Here is a 16,507-nt window from a genome sequence, read left to right as displayed (position 1 = left end):
TGTCTAATTTTTTAAGACAAGCCCGTTTTGTTTTTTTATCAATTGCACATAAGAAATTACACAATCATAACTCTACGTTTTTTTTTATTTTTTAAAACTAACTTTAAAAGTAGTCCCTACCCCCAATTCACTTTCTACTTCAATTTTACCCCCCATTGTTTCAACCTGATTTTTAGTTAAATATAAACCAACTCCACGAGAATCTTCTCTATTGTGAAATGTTTTATACAACCCAAAAATCACTCCTCCATATTTATCCATATCTATACCAATACCATTATCTTTAATGTGCAAAACAAAAAAATCATTAGTATGTTCAACATGAAAAGAAATATGTGTTTCTTTCTTTTCGGGATCCAAATATTTAATAGCATTAGTAACAAGATTTAACAAAATACTTTCCAAATACGCAGGAATACATTTCACAAGAACATTATCTTCAACATTATTCTCAATAACAATATTCTTATTAAGAATTTCTTCATTAAGAATAAACAACATTTTGGAAATATAATCAGACAACTTCAACGAATGATATTCCTTATTAGTTTGCACATGCACTTTTACCAAATCATTCAAATTTTCAATAGTATCATTTAATTCTCTTGAAACCATTTCAATATTATCAATAGTCTCTTTATATTCAAAACTACCATCTCTATAAAATTCTAAAAGTGATTTAATGTTACCCGAATGGGTACGTAAATTATGAGAGACAATATGAGCAAAATTGAGCAATCTGTTATTTTGTGAATTTACAATTTCCAACATTCTCGTCAGCTCTTGCTCTTTCTCTTTTTGCGCAGAAATATCGGTATGCGTACCTGTAATTCGCAATGGGTTACCATTATCGTCTCTTTCAATAACCTTCCCCCTATCTAATATCCACTTATACCTTCCACTACACATTACCCTATGACAAGTTTCATAAAAAGGAATTTCTCCAGCCATGTGGCGATTAATATTACCAAAATACTCCTCTACATCATCAGGATGAACACGATGATCCCACTCTTCAGGAGCACCCACCAAATCTGAATCTGCTAATTCCAAAATCTTCATAGATTCGGATGAATAATATACTTTATTGGTAACCAAATCCCAATCCCAAACACCTCTATCTGATGCTTGCACAGCAAAATGATAACGTTCATCTGCTATTTTTAGCTGAATTTCCTGCTCCTTAATTACTGTAACATCAGAAAGCAAGCCATAAAAAATAGTTTCATTATTCTCATTCCCTTTCGGAGTCGCCTCAACCCTAAGCCACTTATATCCTGAGTTAGGCAATAAAAAACGAAAATCAATTTCCCATTTAGAATTATTTTCAACTGCATGATTAAATGATTTAATAAAATCATCCAAATCTGTTTCACAAATCCTATACTGAGCAAACCTATAAGAATCATTTATAACTTCTTTAATAGAAAATTGATATAGATTCTCAATAGGCTTACTAATAAAATCCAAATGAATATCTTTTTTAGATGTAACTCTAATTTGAAAGATAATATTTGGTAATTGCTTAATTAGACTTTCATAAAGTCTATTAATTTCTTCCGGTTTATTCTTTGATACAAAAATCATTAGTTAGTTAATAGCATTATAACAAGAAAGATACAAAAAAAATACTGAAAATCAACCATTTAATTTGTTAGAAAAAAAATCACTTCATTCTTGGATGAAAAGTATTCAAAACGTCTGCTAAATACCTAGTATCCAAATGCATATAAATCTCAGTAGTAGTTATTGATTCATGACCTAACATTAATTGAATAGAACGCAAATCTGCTCCATTTTCAAGCAAATGTGTAGCAAACGAATGTCTAAATGTATGTGGGCTTATTACTTTATTTAAATTTATTTTCTTTGCTAAATCTTTAATTATTGTAAAAATCATAGCTCTAGTCAATTGTTTCCCTCTTCTATTTAAAAACAAAGTATCCTCTGATCCTTTTTGAACATTTAATTGAACACGTATTTGCTCTTTATAAATTGTAATATATTTTTCTGTAGCTTTATTTATTGGCACGAAACGTTGCTTATCTCCTTTTCCAGTAACTTTAACAAAACCCTCTTCGAAAAACAAATCCGAAATCTTCAACGTAATTAATTCAGATACACGAAGTCCACAACTATAAAGTGTTTCTAAAATAGCTCTATTTCTTTCCCCTTCAAAACTTGACAAATCAATCGCACTAATTAACGCATCTATCTCTTCAATTGAAAGCGTATCTGGCAACTTTCTACCTATTTTAGGCACTTCAATCAAATCCATAGGAGTAGAATCTCTATAATCTTCAAAAACCAAGTAACTAAAAAAACTTTTCAGTCCCGAGATAATCCTCGCTTGACTTCTAGCATTTACTTTTGAAGATATATCGTAAATAAACTTTTGAATAATTTCTTCAGTAATAGAAATCGGTGTCTCATCAATTTTATTGTGTTCTAAAAACATCAAAAGCTTCTCTATATCAAAAGTATAATTTTCAATCGTGTTTTGAGAAAGACCACGCTCTAATTTTAAATAGTTTATATATTCTTTAATATAAGATTGCCAATTGCTCATATGTCAAAAGTATCAAAAAAATGTAAATAAAAAAATCCCGAAAAAACGGGATTTAAACATTAGTCGAATATTCTCTTTTTATTAGAAATGTAATGTCAAATTAATTGAAGCAATACCTACATTTCCAAGTCCAAATGATGAATTCTTTCCATTATTAACTGTCACTGGATCGGCAGTTCCTGTCTGAGTTGTTGTTTCTGATTTACCACTCATATCAAAACCTACCCTATAAGTATATTGTGCTCCAATTGCAAATTTTGGAAAAATAAAATACTCTGCTCCAATAAACCCTTGCACACCTAATCCTAATCCTAATCCTGACTTATTTTCTACACTCTGTACAAATTCACCATCAGCAATATTAGTAAATGTAGTTTCATTTTTTGAAGACTTAACTGTTATCAATGCATCTGCTCCATAAAACCCTTGCAAACGTGTATTCCCTTTTCTCCATTCCTGTCCTAAACCTAAAGCTACATCAAACATATTACTTTTAACTTCTTTATCAGTCCCAACTGGTTCACCAGCTAAAGCTAAACTTGTCTTAGTTCCACTATTAAATCCTAAATTAACTACAACTCGATATGCTTTTTTATCTGATTTAAACATTTTACCAACAAAAGTATTGCTTCTCACATAATCAACACCTGGTGCTCTGTTCCCTGAAGTACCATTAAATGAATTTCCGATATATTCAAAAATACCATCAGCATTAAAACTAATTGCCCAGTCATCCATTTCTGGTAAATAATTTTCTCCTTTTTTAGATAGTATTGGATTTACTAAAATTTCATCTTGTGCATTGGCTACATTAAAAGCATACAATGCAATTACAGATAGTACTAATTTTTTCATTTTTGTTTATTTTTTATAATTCATTTTTAATGTTGCAAAACTATAAAAAAATAAGTGCAAATAATAAAAAAACATCAAGAAATACTTTACATTATTAAATAGAAAATCCCGCAAAAGCGGGATTTAATATATCAATTCTTTATAAATTAGAATTTGTAAACTAATCCTAAATTAATAGAACTTAAATCTACATTCAATCCAAATGTATTTTCAGCATCAGCACCATCAGCATCTAACTTTCTAGAGTTATATCCTAAACCAGCCCATTTTGCTTCAATAGCGAAATTGTTAGACAAGAAATAATTTACACCAACTCCAGCATTAACACCAAAATTAGAATGTTTTGTTTCAACTTTTACTAAACCTATCTCTCTTTCAGTTTTTTCATTTCCAAATCCAACTGCTAATTCTCCGAAAAGAGAAAATTTAGAAGCTGGTGTAAAATAATAACGACCAAAAACCTCAGCTCCAAATTCAGAATATGTTGATTCGTCAGTATTTTCTCCACTAACAACATTCAATCTTGCTCCAGCAGCAATATTTTCTGTTAAAAAATAACCAGCAGCTGGCGAAAAAGAAAACTCATTAGATTTAGCATCACCTTGTTTAGAAGAATTAAACCCTACTGAACCAGAAACAAAAACATCACCTTTAGAAAAACCTTCTCCATCCTGTGCATTTGCAAAAGTAAATGCAAAAACTGCTACTGCAGATAATAATAATTTTTTCATTTTATTTTAATTTAAATTTTGAGACCACAAAGCTATAGAAAAAACAAATTAAAATATCAGAAAGATACTACTTTAACATTTTTTATCATTAAGAAACCATGTTAACAATGGCAAAATAAAACCTAAAGCACTAATTATCAAACAACAAACAAAACACAAGATAAAATTACCAACAAAACAACCATACTCTAACATAATAAATCTCAAAAATTATACTCAAAAAATGATATATTTTAAAATAATTAAACTAAAATTTTATTCATTCAAACAATTAATGCCAATTTTTAAACAATACACAACGTAAACAAAAAGAAAATGAGCTTAAAAATTATTTTCTTTAACAAAAAGACAACAATTTAAACGATAAAAAAAGCTTTTAAAACCAAACAATTTAAATAATCTACTTTAATATTAATCAAAGCCTAACTCAAACTCTATTTTAAGGCAAACTAAATTAGCAACAATTATTTAAAACAAAAAGTCCCGCAGATGCGGGACTTTTTGTTTTAAAAATATTTTTAAAATTAGAATTTAAAAGCAACTCCTGCCATAATTCTAACTCCACCTACTGCTAGTTTCACACTATCATCACCTTTCAATGAATTTCCTTCATATCCTAACTCTACATTTGCTCCGATAAAATCAGCGAAATAAAAGTTAACTCCAGAATTAACACCATAGTTTAAACCATTATATTTTAGATTTGAGTAATCTACATTTTTTAATGTTGTATAACCAACACTTGGCCCACCATAAAAGTTAAATCTATCTTTGTTCACGAAATAATATCTACCGTTTAATTTAAATTTAAAACCTGCTAAAGTAGTATTTACATCATCTGCAAAATCAGCACCTTTAGGAGTAAAAACATTTGCTACACCTTCAATACCAACACCAGCACTAATTTTTTCAGAAAGTCCGTATTGAAAATCAATAGCGTATGCAACTGCTGCATTAGTATTTTTAGAGCTAATACCATTACTCTTATATGTTCCAGTTCCAAATCCAAAACCTCCACGAAGAGATGCGTGCATTGTACCTTCTTCGTTTGACTGTGCATTAGAAAATCCAAATGCTAAAACAGCGACAACTGATAGTAATAATTTTTTCATTTTAATTTATATTTTTAGTTATTGAGACAAAATTATACTAATATATTGATAATGAAAATGATAAATATCACCTAAGCTGTATCAAAAATAAAAAAATCAAAATATAAAACATTTATAATCAGTGGTTTAAAATTTTATTTATAATTGTTTAAAATTAATAATTTAACAAGAAAAAACTTCATTAACAAAATATTAACTTTTTAAAAGAGTATTTCGTACGTTTTAACTATAAAAACTTTAGAGTACTATTTATACTAATCACAATTTTTTCATCACTTTTTACGTTTATTTTTGTAAAACAAATCATTCTACTCACTAAATTATATTTTCTTATGAACAAAGTATTTTTCATTTCATTACTAACCATATTATTTACCATTAATAATTATGGTCAAACCTTCAAAATAGGTATAAAAGGAGGTATAAATTATGCCAATCTAACAGACACAACCATCAAAACAGATGCCATAACAAGCTATCATGCTGGTCTAATTTCAGAAATTTGTCTCTTTAATTCATTTTCATTACAACCCGAATTACTCTATTCTACTCAAGGAGCTTCCTATAAAAACGCTATTGGTGAATTTAAAAATGAATTAGGATATATTTCTATTCCTATTTTAGCAAAAATTTACCTAAATAAAAGTATCAGTTTAGAAATGGGACCACAAGCATCATTTTTATTGAGCAAAAAAGACGAATTTAATTTAACCGATTATAATTCTTTTGACTTTAGCGTAAACGGTGGCTTAGGGCTTAAGCTAACAAAATCTTTATTCATTCAAGCAAGATATAATCTTGGATTAAGTGAAATATCGAAAAATGCTGATGCCAAAAACAGTGTTTTTCAACTATCTGCTGGCATCCTTTTTTAAATTAATCATAAACTTATTATAAAACCATTCATTAGTTGAATGGTTTTTTTATTTTTACTCAAATTCTAATAGTAATATGAAATTATTAATTCTAAACGGACCTAATCTTAATTTATTAGGAAAACGCGAACCAGAAATTTATGGCAGTTTAACTTTTGAAGCATACTTTGAACAATTAAAAAATAGCTTTAAAGACATTAGCTTAGAATACTACCAAAGTAATATTGAAGGAGAAATTATTAACAAATTGCATGAAGTTGGCTTTAGTTATGATGGAATAATTTTAAATGCAGGTGCTTATACTCACACATCAATTGGAATTGGAGATGCCATAAAAGGAATTACAACTCCAGTAATTGAAGTGCACATATCCAATACTTTTTCGCGAGAATCCTTTAGACACCAATCTTATATTTCTCCTAATGTGAAAGGAATCATTATCGGTTTTGGAATGGAAAGTTACAAATTGGCTATTCAATCGTTTTTATAATTCATATACAACCCTTATTATTTTTAACTCGTCTATTAAATAAAACTCAAATATGAAAAAATTACTCACTTTATTATTTTTATTATTTAATAGCTTTCTATTCTCTCAAATTAAAGGAACTGTTACTGATGCTAATGGAAATCCACTTCCTTACGTTAATATATATATAGAAAACACTTATATAGGAACTACTACAAATGAAAAAGGAAAATATGAATTAAATTATAATTCTAGTCAAGATGTTGTATTACTCTTTCAATATTTAGGTTATAAAACACAAAGACAAAGTTTAAACATTACTACTTTCCCATATGAATTCAATACTATACTTGAAGAAGAAAACCTACAACTTAAAGAAGTTATTTTATTGAACGGAATTAACCCTGCTAACGAAATTATAAAAAAAACAATTGATAATAAAAAGATTAATGCTGCTAAAACAGATAAATTTGAAGCCGATTTTTATTCTAGAGGGATTTTTAGAGTCAAAGACATTCCTGAAAAATTTATGGGCTTCGAAATCGGTGATATTGATGGAAGTTTAGATTCCACAAGAAGTGGTGTTATTTACTTATCAGAAACTGTTTCTAAAATAAAATTTGAAAAACCTAATAATCTCAAAGAAGAAATAATTGCCTCTAAAGTAGCAGGAAACAATAATGGTTTTAGCTATAACACAGCATTAAGTACTAATTATGATTTCTATGAAAACTATGTTCAATTAGGAATTAATATGGTTTCTCCAATTGCTGACAACGCTTTTAACTATTACAAATACAAATTAGAAGGAAGTTTTTATGATGACAAAAACCAACTTATTAACAAAATAAGTGTAACTCCAAAAAGAGACAAAGAACCTGTTTTTGAAGGATTCATTTATATTGTTGAAGATACTTGGGCGATTTTTGGAATAGATTTAGACATAAAAGGATATAGAATGCAACAGCCCATTCTAGAAACCATGAAATTAACACAAAATTTCAGCTATAATAAAGAGTCGAAAATATGGGTAAAAAATGTTCAATCCTTAGATTTTGATGCAGGTTTTTTTGGAATGAAATTTACTGGAAAATACACACATGTATTTAGCAATTATATTTTCAGAGATCAATTTGAGAAAAAAACATTTGGAAAAGAAATTGTCTCCTTTGCTGAAAACGCAAATAAAAAAGAAGACTCGTTTTGGCTAAACAATAGACCAGTACCTTTAACAGAAGAAGAAAACCTGAGCTACATCAAGAAAGATAGCATCCAAACTATTAGAGAGTCAAAAACTTATTTAGATTCTCTAGACTCAAAATCCAATAAATTTAAAATTTTCGATATAATTAGCGGCTATTCCTATAAAAATACACACGGAAAATGGAATTTAAGTTATAATGGAATTCTTGACTTTTCATCACTTGGTTTTAATACTGTTCAAGGTTGGAATTTAGACAGTGGTTTTTCATTTAGAAAATGGAATGATGAAAATGGAAAATTCACTTCTATTAATTCAATTTTCAATTATGGATTTGCAGAAGATCGACTGCGTGTTACAGGAAGTATCTATCATCGATTTAACAACATAAACAACGCAAACATCACAATAACAGGAGGAAGTAAAATTAGTCAATTTAACCAAAATGAACCCATTTCAAATTTCATCAACTCTGTGAGTACTTTGTTCTTTAAAAATAATTTTATGAAATTATATAATAAAGAATTTATTGAAATAAATTATGGCCAAGAATTAGTTAATGGAATTTATACAAATGGAAAAATTTCTTACGAGAACAGACATGCATTATTCAACAATACTGACTATAGTGTAATTAAAAACGATGACCCATACACATCGAATGATCCATTACAACCTTTCAATTATACTTCAAGTTTTATAAAAAACAGTATCTATAAAGCCAATTTTTCAACAAGAATTCGTTTTGGTCAAAAATACATTTCAAGACCAGATGGGAAAATAAATATTCAAAATAGCAATTACCCAATTTTGAGTTTTGCTTATGAAAAAGGTTTTGGTGCTTCAAATTCTGATTTTAATTATGATTTCATTGCTGCTCGATTGGATTATAGCAAAACTTTTGGAAATAAAGGTGATTTTTCAGCAAATATTAGAGGTGGAAAATTCTTTAATGCTGCTTCTATTTCTTTTATAGATTACAAACACTTTAATGGCAACGAGACACATGTTAATTTTAGAGGAAATTATATTAATGCGTTTAATCTTTTACCCTATTATTCTCATTCTACAAATGATGCTTACATCGAGACGCATTTACAGCATAATTTTAAAGGATATATAATGAACAAAATCCCTTTAATTAACAAATTGCAATGGAATTTAGTTGGTGGATTTCATCAAATTAATGTGCCTAACAAAAAACCATATCAGGAATTTAGTGTTGGTTTTGACAACATTGGTTTTGGAAAGTTTCGTTTTTTACGCATTGATTATGTGAGAACCTATCAAAATGGTTTTCAAGGAGATGGAATATTATTTGGGCTAAGATTTTAACATTTATTGAAAAAAATTCAGTAAATTAGTGGCTATTAACCAATTAACCACTACAACTATGTCAAAACCAAACCTTTCTTTTTGGATAATTAGTGTAATTTCACTAGTTTGGAACTTAATGGGTGTTAATCATTACATACAGCAAGCTTACAAGACAGATAGTTTTAAAGCTGCGTATTCAGAAGAACAACTCCAATTAATCTTAAACACCCCTACTTGGGTAATTGCTGCTTTTGCCACTGCAGTTTTCTCAGGTGCTTTAGGGTGTGTTTTATTATTATTACGCAAAAAATGGTCTCAAGTATTTTTCCTTTTATCACTAATAGGTGTTGTTATTCAAATGTATTATAATGTATTTATGATAAAGTCTTCTACTGCCTACGGACCTGGTGCCGTTTTCATGACCATAATGGTATTAGTCGTTGCATTGTTTCTATATTGGTATTCTAAATTTGCAGAAAAAAGAAACTGGATTTCTTAAATTTATTTTGACAAATCGCCATTTTAAGAAAAACTCCTATTTTCTATAGAGAATAGGAGTTTTTTTTTAGTGAAAAAACACATCATATCCAAAACGAAGTAATGCAATACCTACAATTACTAAAAAAAGAACTCTAATAAATGAATTGCCTTTTGAAATTGCTAATCTCGCTCCTATCCAAGCACCCAAAGCGTTACAAATTGCCATAGGAATAGCAACTGTCCAAATAATTTTTCCTTTTATAACAAATAATGTTATTGAACCAATATTAGTAGCCAAGTTAACCAATTTTGCATAAGCAGATGCTTTTAAAAAATCAAAACCTAAAATAGCAATGAACGCCATAATCAATAAACTACCTGTTCCTGGTCCAATAAAACCATCATAAAAACCTATTACTACACATATTAGTATGGTGAAGAAATATTGTTTTTTAATACTTAATTCACTAATTTGAAACTGTCCGAAATCTTTTTTCATATAAGTATAAACCATCAACAAAACCAACATTACAAAAAGTACTGGTTTCATAAAATCGTTTTTCATTACACTCAATAAATTAGATCCTAAATAAGCAAAAACAAAAGAGACTAAAGCCATTAATACAAATAACTTCCAATTAATTTTTACTTTTTTCAAATACTGGTAGGTTGCGATACTTGTTCCACTAAAGGCAGGAATTTTCAAAGTCCCTATAACCTGTGCAACGCTTAAATTAGGTAATACTATTAAGGCAGCAGGGGTTTGAATTAACCCACCACCACCAACAATTGCATCTATAAAACCAGCAATAAATGCAGCTAAGCAAAGTATCAACAAACAATAAAACTCTATTTCCATGGCATTAAAAAAGCTAAACCCAAAATACTGAGTTTAGCTGTATAATTTAAAATTCAATAATCAATTAATTATTAAACACGAACAATATTAGCACCTATAGCTGTTAATCGTTCACCGATTCTTTCATACCCTCTATCAATTTGCTCAATATTTTGAATAGTGCTTGTTCCTTTCGCAGAAAGAGCCGCGATTAATAAAGAAACTCCCGCTCTAATATCTGGAGACGTCATTGTTGTAGCTTTTAATTGAGATTGGAAATTATGCCCAATAACAATAGCTCTGTGCGGATCGCAAAGTATAATCTTTGCCCCCATATCAATTAGTTTATCCACAAAAAACAAACGACTTTCAAACATTTTTTGATGTATTAACACCTCTCCCTTTGCTTGTGAAGCGACAACCAAAACAATACTCAATAAATCGGGAGTAAAACCAGGCCAAGGAGCATCTGCAATTGTTAATATTGAACCATCAATGTCCGTTTTTATTTGGTATCCATCCTTATGAGCTGGAATATAAATATCATCTCCTCTTCGTTCTAAAGTAATTCCTAATTTTCTAAATACATTTGGTATTTGCCCTAAATTATCCCAACACACGTCTTTAATTGTAATTTCACTTCTTGTCATAGCTGCTAAACCAATCCAAGAGCCAATTTCAATCATATCGGGTAAAATTCTATGTTCGCAACCACCAAGTTCTTCTACACCCTCAATAAATAATTTATTTGAACCTACTCCTGTAATCTTCGCCCCCATTGAATTTAACATGGTGCATAATTGTTGCAAATAAGGTTCGCAAGCAGCATTATAAATTGTTGTTGTTCCTTCTGCTAAAACTGCGGCCATAACAATATTTGCTGTCCCTGTTACAGAAGCTTCATCAAGTAACATATAGGTTCCTTTTAACCTTTCCGTTCTTTCAACACCATAGAAATGATCTTCTCTATTGTATCTAAATTTCGCACCTAAATTTATAAACCCTTCAAAATGTGTATCTAATCTTCTTCTTCCTATTTTATCTCCTCCTGGCTTAGGAATATATCCTTTTCCAAAACGAGCTAACAAAGGCCCAACAATCATAATAGAACCGCGTAATGAGCCTCCTTCTTTTTTAAAAGCTTCTGTTTCTAAATAATCCACATTCACTTCATCTGCCTGAAAAGTATAGGAACCGTGTCCGTTCTTTTTTATCTTAACACCTAAATTTCCTAATAAGGTAATTAACTTGTTTACATCTATAATATCTGGAATATTAGTAATTGTAACTTTTTCAGGTGTTAATAAAACAGTACACAATACTTGCAGTGCTTCATTTTTTGCTCCTTGAGGTGTTATTTCTCCTTGTAATTTTTTTCCTCCTTCTATTTGAAATGTTCCCATGAACTTTATTTGCGTTTTATATTTTTAGTATTTATGTTCTTCTTTTTGTGAATGTTTTTTGTGTTTGCTGTTTTATTTGAACTAAATTGAGATTTATTAGATAGTTTCTTATTTACTTTCATCAAATTATGAGAGTTTGAAAGCTCTTCATTAGATTTTAATAAATTTATTTTACCATTAGAAAGTTCATAGAGATGACTAAAAATAACATCATCTTCAACCGTTTCTTTGTTCCAGCTTAGATAGCATTTCTTCATATGATTTGCTATTACCAGAATTAATGCACTTTTCATGTCTCCCTCTTCCCATTTTATAGCAACATCTATCATATATTTAATGTTATTACCATAATAACGATATTTTGGAAAGTTTTGAGGATATTTTAAAATTTCAGGTCTTTGATTTAAAACTTCTCTTGAAGGAATTGGATATGGTGAATCTACATCTAACCTAAAATCAGACATAATGAATAATTGATCCCATAGTTTGTGTTGAAAATCGGGGACATCTCTTAAATGAGGATTCAATGAACCCATAACTGAAATAACATATTTTGCAGCTTTATTTCGCTCTTCTTTATCTTCAATTACAGTAATTTGATCAATTAATTTTTGCAAGTGCCTTCCATATTCTGGAATAATTAATTGTTCTCTTTCAGAGTTATATTCTAATTGTGATACTGCTTCTGTTTTCACTTCCATAATTATAATGATATTATGCCTTCAATTACTGAGAGTTCTTGGTATTTTTCAATCACACTCTGTGGGTCTCTCATTTGAACACTTACTGAAACACTTGTGTATTTACCCGTTTTTGAATGTTTTGTAGTAATTACTGCTCCCATTTTATCAAAAGCATTTTCAATTTTATTTACTTTTTCAATGTCTGCTGGCACAATAAATTTATATAAATACTCTGATGGCCACACTGTGTTATTAGCCAATTCTTCTTTTAAACGCACATAAAAGTCTTCCGTTTTCTTATCCATCTTCATTCTATTATTTGATTAGCAAATATACTTTTTTAAGTTAAGAATTAATATTTTAAAAAGCATAAAATTTTAAAGTTGAATACATTTTTAAAAAAAACTACTTTTGCAATTCATATTTTACTAATAGAATGAATAAAGAAATAATAGTTTTAATAGGAGGACCTAGCTCAGGGAAAACAACATTGATAAATGCTTTAATAGAAAAAGGACATATTTGTTATCCTGAAATTTCAAGAGAAGTTATAAAAGAAGCACAAAAACAAGGAATTGAACAGTTATTCTTAGAGAAACCATTACTTTTTAGCGAGTTATTACTTGAAGGAAGAATTAAACAATACAAACAAGCTACTGAACAAAAAGAATCTATTGTTTTTTTAGATAGAGGAATTCCTGACGTTTTAGCCTACATGCACTACATAGGCGATAGCTATCCAGAAAGTTTTAGTAAAGCCTGCTTAGAGTTCAAATATTCAAAAATTTTCATTCTTCCACCCTGGAAAGACATCTATGTGAGCGATAAGGAAAGATATGAAACCTATGAACAAGCCATTTTAATTCAGGATCATTTAAAAGAAACCTATACTAATTTTGGATACGAATTAATAGAAATTCCAAAAGACACGGTAGATAATAGGGTGGAATTTGTTTTGCAACATCTTTTAAAATAATTTTTTAGTTATAAAAATTTTAAGCAAATTATCGCAAATGACAGCATCACTACAAATTCTTCAAAAATATTGGAAACACGAATCATTTAGAAAACCACAAGAAGAGATTATAAATGCTGTTTTAGATGGTAATGATACTTTTGCCTTGCTACCCACAAGTGGTGGAAAATCTGTATGTTATCAAGTGCCAGCAATGGTACTTGATGGAATTTGTGTTGTTGTATCTCCTTTAATTGCTTTAATTAAAGACCAAGTTCAAAACTTACAAAAAAGGAACATTAAAGCAATAGCTTTATTAGGCGGTATTTCTCAAAATGAAATTATAGAATTACTTGATAATTGTGAATTCGGGAATTATAAATTCCTATACCTTTCTCCTGAACGACTTCAACAAGATTGGATTGTCGAAAGACTAAAACAACTTCCAGTAAACCTTATTGCAATAGATGAAGCTCATTGTATCAGTCAATGGGGGCATGATTTCAGACCAGCTTATTTAAAAATCAATCAACTAAAAACCTTTTTCCCTGAAATTCCTTTTTTAGCATTAACAGCTTCGGCCACCAACCGTGTTGAGAAAGATATTATTGAAAATTTAGGATTAAAAAACCCTAAAATCTTCAGAAAATCATTCGGACGAGATAATTTAGCCTTTCACGTTATTAAAACCGAAGATAAATTCTACAAAATCAATCAAATACTCACAAAAAACCCTCAACCTAGTATTATATATGTTAGGAACAGAAAAGCTTGTATCGAAAATGCAAACAAACTTAACAGTTTAGGCATTTCAAGCACCTATTTTCATGGTGGTCTTAGTAGCAAAGAAAAAGAAACAAACATGTCACTCTGGATGGAAAACAAAGTACAAGTTATAGTTGCAACTAATGCTTTTGGGATGGGTATCGATAAACCAGATGTAAAAACAGTCATTCATATTCAATTACCTGAAAATTTAGAAAATTATTATCAAGAAGCTGGGAGAGCAGGAAGAAACAATCAAAAAGCATTTGGCATTTTATTACTTAGCCCTGGCGATATAAAGACAGCCAAACAACAATTTCTATCTGTACTTCCAGACAAAGACTTTTTAAAAGAAATTTATATTAAAATAAATAATTATTTTCAAATTGCCTATGGAGAAGGTTTTGGAGAACAATTTTCTTTCAATATAAATCATTTTTGCACACAATATAGATTTCCTGTTATAAAAACATATAATGCTTTACAATTCCTTGACAGACAAGGTATAATTTCATTACAAAATGAATTCTCAGAGAGGGTAAATTTGCAATTTACCACACCAAGTAAGGAAATCATTCGATATATAAGTTTAAACCCTCACCATGAAGAGGTTATAACAACTATTCTTCGAACTTATTCTGGCATTTTTGAACTAGAAACCCAAATAAACATTTCGCTTGTTGCTAAAAAAGCAAAAACTAATGAAGAAAATGTGTTAAAAATAATTACACATCTACACAAAAATAACTACATAAATCTAAACATTCTAAACAACGACAGTAGCATCACCTTTAATGAAGCCAGAGAAGATGCGTTGACAATTAATCGAATTGCAAAGTTTTTAACAAAACAAAACGAGTTAAAAACAGAGCAACTTAGACAAGTTATTAATTTTGCATCTGCTGAAGTTTGTAAAAGCAAATTACTTTTAGAATATTTTGGAGAGAAAAATGTTCAACAATGCGGAATATGCTCATTTTGTATTTCACTAAACAAAAAAAACAACCAAGAACTAGTAGAAAAAGTTTTGCAACTGCTAAAAAAATCAAACTACACTTCAATAGAAATAGAAAACCAATTAGCTATACCTTCAGAAGATACTATCTTTGCTATTCAAATTTTACTTGAAAATGACAAAATAGCAATTAATTCACACAATCAATATTACTTAAAATAATGGAAAAATTAAAAATCGTATTCATGGGAACTCCCGATTTTGCAGTTGGAATTCTCGATACCATATATAAGAATAATTACGAAATTGTTGGCGTTATTACAGCTCCTGACAAACCAGCTGGAAGAGGACAAAAAGTAAGCATGAGTGCTGTAAAACAATATGCATTAGAAAAAAACTTACGATTATTACAACCCACCAATTTAAAGGCTGAAGACTTTCTAACAGAATTAAAAAGCTTAGAAGCCAATCTCCAAGTAATTGTTGCCTTTAGAATGTTACCCGAAGTAGTTTGGAGAATGCCTAAACTAGGCACATTCAATCTCCACGCTTCACTATTACCACAATATAGAGGTGCAGCTCCAATTAACTGGGCAATCATCAATGGAGAAACAAAAACTGGAGTAACTACCTTTTTTATTGATGACAAAATAGATACAGGAGCAATGATACTTCATAAAGAAACAACCATTGAACCAAATGAAACTGTTGGAGAACTACACGATAAATTAATGCTTTTAGGCTGCGATGCAGTAACAGAAACATTAGAGCTAATTTCAAAACAAGAAGTCAACACAACAATTCAAGTTGAAAGTGACGCTATTAAAACAGCCTACAAACTAAACAAAGAAAACTGTAAAATAGACTGGTCAAAAACTGGAAATGAAATTTACAACCACATTAGAGGTCTAAACCCCTATCCTGCTGCTTGGACATTTATAAAAGATAATGAAAATGAATGGAATGTAAAATTATATGATGTAAATTTTAAGACAGAAAAACACAATCATTCAGTTGGAAAAATAATTACAACAAAAAAAGAAATGAAAATTGCAACCACTGACGGTTTTTTACACATTAATAGTTTACAATTTCCTGGAAAAAGAAAAATGACTACTCCCGAACTTTTGAACGGAATACAATTAAGTCAAAATTCAATTGCGTTATAAAGCCTTATAAACAGTGATATTAAGAAAAAAACCAAAAATCAAAACAAGGTTATTAACAAAATGATTATTTTATTAACAATTGCAGTTAAAATACCAGTAAACACTTGTACAATTCAGTTATACAACTAAA

The 16,507-nt window shown here is 29.4% G+C and carries 16 protein-coding genes; 7 read left to right on the top strand and 9 right to left on the bottom strand.

The window, feature by feature from the left end; genetic code table 11:
• Window positions 1-84 precede the first annotated feature (84 nt).
• From ACZ49Z_RS11930 to ACZ49Z_RS11910, 5 genes are all read right to left on the bottom strand, one after another.
• Window positions 85-1,587, bottom strand: a complete 1,503-nt coding sequence (locus ACZ49Z_RS11930) for a PAS domain-containing sensor histidine kinase (RefSeq protein WP_464304542.1) — start codon at window positions 1,585-1,587, stop codon at window positions 85-87.
• Between the two features lie 79 nt (window positions 1,588-1,666).
• Window positions 1,667-2,569 carry a site-specific tyrosine recombinase XerD gene (gene xerD / locus ACZ49Z_RS11925; protein WP_464304541.1) on the bottom strand — a complete coding sequence of 301 codons (903 nt, stop codon included), beginning with the start codon at window positions 2,567-2,569 and terminating at the stop codon, window positions 1,667-1,669.
• 81 nt (window positions 2,570-2,650) lie between these two features.
• Window positions 2,651-3,424: a hypothetical protein gene (locus ACZ49Z_RS11920; RefSeq protein ID WP_464304540.1), complete on the bottom strand. Its 774-nt coding sequence runs from the start codon at window positions 3,422-3,424 to the stop codon at window positions 2,651-2,653.
• 146 nt (window positions 3,425-3,570) lie between these two features.
• Window positions 3,571-4,155, bottom strand: coding sequence for an outer membrane beta-barrel protein (locus ACZ49Z_RS11915; RefSeq protein ID WP_464304539.1), 585 nt, complete (start codon window positions 4,153-4,155; stop codon window positions 3,571-3,573).
• Between the two features lie 524 nt (window positions 4,156-4,679).
• Complete coding sequence (locus ACZ49Z_RS11910; protein ID WP_464304538.1) at window positions 4,680-5,267, bottom strand: hypothetical protein; 588 nt, start codon at window positions 5,265-5,267, stop codon at window positions 4,680-4,682.
• Between the two features lie 332 nt (window positions 5,268-5,599).
• Here ACZ49Z_RS11910 and ACZ49Z_RS11905 point away from each other — a divergent pair, with 332 nt between their 5' ends.
• The 4 genes from ACZ49Z_RS11905 (at window position 5,600) to ACZ49Z_RS11890 (ending at window position 9,628) form a co-directional block, all read left to right on the top strand.
• Window positions 5,600-6,142, top strand: a complete 543-nt coding sequence (locus ACZ49Z_RS11905) for a porin family protein (protein ID WP_464304537.1) — start codon at window positions 5,600-5,602, stop codon at window positions 6,140-6,142.
• Window positions 6,143-6,218: 76 nt separating this feature from the next.
• Complete coding sequence (gene aroQ, locus ACZ49Z_RS11900; RefSeq protein WP_464304536.1) at window positions 6,219-6,632, top strand: type II 3-dehydroquinate dehydratase; 414 nt, start codon at window positions 6,219-6,221, stop codon at window positions 6,630-6,632.
• Between the two features lie 52 nt (window positions 6,633-6,684).
• Window positions 6,685-9,147: a DUF5686 and carboxypeptidase regulatory-like domain-containing protein gene (locus ACZ49Z_RS11895; protein WP_464304535.1), complete on the top strand. Its 2,463-nt coding sequence runs from the start codon at window positions 6,685-6,687 to the stop codon at window positions 9,145-9,147.
• A 58-nt stretch (window positions 9,148-9,205) separates the two neighbouring features.
• Window positions 9,206-9,628: a hypothetical protein gene (locus ACZ49Z_RS11890; protein ID WP_464304534.1), complete on the top strand. Its 423-nt coding sequence runs from the start codon at window positions 9,206-9,208 to the stop codon at window positions 9,626-9,628.
• 66 nt (window positions 9,629-9,694) lie between these two features.
• On the opposite strand, the gene ACZ49Z_RS11885 is transcribed toward ACZ49Z_RS11890, so the two are convergent.
• The 4 genes from ACZ49Z_RS11885 to ACZ49Z_RS11870 form a co-directional block, all read right to left on the bottom strand.
• The gene (locus tag ACZ49Z_RS11885; protein WP_464304533.1) at window positions 9,695-10,468 is read right to left on the bottom strand and encodes a sulfite exporter TauE/SafE family protein; all 774 of its coding nucleotides are present in this window, start codon (window positions 10,466-10,468) and stop codon (window positions 9,695-9,697) included.
• Between the two features lie 71 nt (window positions 10,469-10,539).
• Window positions 10,540-11,850, bottom strand: coding sequence for a UDP-N-acetylglucosamine 1-carboxyvinyltransferase (gene murA / locus ACZ49Z_RS11880; RefSeq protein ID WP_464304532.1), 1,311 nt, complete (start codon window positions 11,848-11,850; stop codon window positions 10,540-10,542).
• A 5-nt stretch (window positions 11,851-11,855) separates the two neighbouring features.
• Entirely contained in the window at window positions 11,856-12,551 is a 696-nt protein-coding gene (locus tag ACZ49Z_RS11875) for a DUF4290 domain-containing protein (protein ID WP_464304531.1), read from the bottom strand.
• 2 nt (window positions 12,552-12,553) lie between these two features.
• Window positions 12,554-12,838: a DUF493 family protein gene (locus ACZ49Z_RS11870; protein WP_464304530.1), complete on the bottom strand. Its 285-nt coding sequence runs from the start codon at window positions 12,836-12,838 to the stop codon at window positions 12,554-12,556.
• A gap of 131 nt (window positions 12,839-12,969) precedes the next feature.
• Here ACZ49Z_RS11870 and ACZ49Z_RS11865 point away from each other — a divergent pair, with 131 nt between their 5' ends.
• Genes ACZ49Z_RS11865 through fmt form a run of 3 tightly spaced genes read left to right on the top strand, consistent with a single transcriptional unit; the run spans window position 12,970 to window position 16,377 of the window.
• Entirely contained in the window at window positions 12,970-13,509 is a 540-nt protein-coding gene (locus ACZ49Z_RS11865) for an AAA family ATPase (RefSeq protein WP_464304529.1), read from the top strand.
• Window positions 13,510-13,546: 37 nt separating this feature from the next.
• Window positions 13,547-15,430, top strand: a complete 1,884-nt coding sequence (locus tag ACZ49Z_RS11860) for a RecQ family ATP-dependent DNA helicase (protein ID WP_464304528.1) — start codon at window positions 13,547-13,549, stop codon at window positions 15,428-15,430.
• Complete coding sequence (gene fmt, locus ACZ49Z_RS11855) at window positions 15,430-16,377, top strand: methionyl-tRNA formyltransferase (protein ID WP_464304527.1); 948 nt, start codon at window positions 15,430-15,432, stop codon at window positions 16,375-16,377. Before ACZ49Z_RS11860 ends, fmt begins: the two co-directional genes overlap by 1 nt.
• Window positions 16,378-16,507 lie beyond the last annotated feature (130 nt).

Source organism: Flavobacterium sp. KY-23415 (genome assembly GCF_055384985.1).
The sequence above is the reverse complement of the archived record's forward strand: the minus strand, read 5'-3'. Positions and strand labels throughout refer to the sequence as shown.

What these genes read in the sequence shown, in the direction of transcription:
- fmt (WP_464304527.1), top strand. Translation starts at nt 15,430, where the DNA reads ATGGAAAAATTAAAAATCGTATTCATGGGAACTCCCGATTTTGCAGTT.
- ACZ49Z_RS11920 (WP_464304540.1), bottom strand. Translation starts at nt 3,424, where the DNA reads ATGAAAAAATTAGTACTATCTGTAATTGCATTGTATGCTTTTAATGTA.
- murA (WP_464304532.1), bottom strand. Translation starts at nt 11,850, where the DNA reads ATGGGAACATTTCAAATAGAAGGAGGAAAAAAATTACAAGGAGAAATA.
- xerD (WP_464304541.1), bottom strand. Translation starts at nt 2,569, where the DNA reads ATGAGCAATTGGCAATCTTATATTAAAGAATATATAAACTATTTAAAA.
- ACZ49Z_RS11905 (WP_464304537.1), top strand. Translation starts at nt 5,600, where the DNA reads ATGAACAAAGTATTTTTCATTTCATTACTAACCATATTATTTACCATT.
- ACZ49Z_RS11885 (WP_464304533.1), bottom strand. Translation starts at nt 10,468, where the DNA reads ATGGAAATAGAGTTTTATTGTTTGTTGATACTTTGCTTAGCTGCATTT.
- ACZ49Z_RS11865 (WP_464304529.1), top strand. Translation starts at nt 12,970, where the DNA reads ATGAATAAAGAAATAATAGTTTTAATAGGAGGACCTAGCTCAGGGAAA.
- ACZ49Z_RS11860 (WP_464304528.1), top strand. Translation starts at nt 13,547, where the DNA reads ATGACAGCATCACTACAAATTCTTCAAAAATATTGGAAACACGAATCA.
- ACZ49Z_RS11875 (WP_464304531.1), bottom strand. Translation starts at nt 12,551, where the DNA reads ATGGAAGTGAAAACAGAAGCAGTATCACAATTAGAATATAACTCTGAA.
- ACZ49Z_RS11915 (WP_464304539.1), bottom strand. Translation starts at nt 4,155, where the DNA reads ATGAAAAAATTATTATTATCTGCAGTAGCAGTTTTTGCATTTACTTTT.
- ACZ49Z_RS11930 (WP_464304542.1), bottom strand. Translation starts at nt 1,587, where the DNA reads ATGATTTTTGTATCAAAGAATAAACCGGAAGAAATTAATAGACTTTAT.
- ACZ49Z_RS11910 (WP_464304538.1), bottom strand. Translation starts at nt 5,267, where the DNA reads ATGAAAAAATTATTACTATCAGTTGTCGCTGTTTTAGCATTTGGATTT.
- ACZ49Z_RS11870 (WP_464304530.1), bottom strand. Translation starts at nt 12,838, where the DNA reads ATGGATAAGAAAACGGAAGACTTTTATGTGCGTTTAAAAGAAGAATTG.
- aroQ (WP_464304536.1), top strand. Translation starts at nt 6,219, where the DNA reads ATGAAATTATTAATTCTAAACGGACCTAATCTTAATTTATTAGGAAAA.
- ACZ49Z_RS11895 (WP_464304535.1), top strand. Translation starts at nt 6,685, where the DNA reads ATGAAAAAATTACTCACTTTATTATTTTTATTATTTAATAGCTTTCTA.
- ACZ49Z_RS11890 (WP_464304534.1), top strand. Translation starts at nt 9,206, where the DNA reads ATGTCAAAACCAAACCTTTCTTTTTGGATAATTAGTGTAATTTCACTA.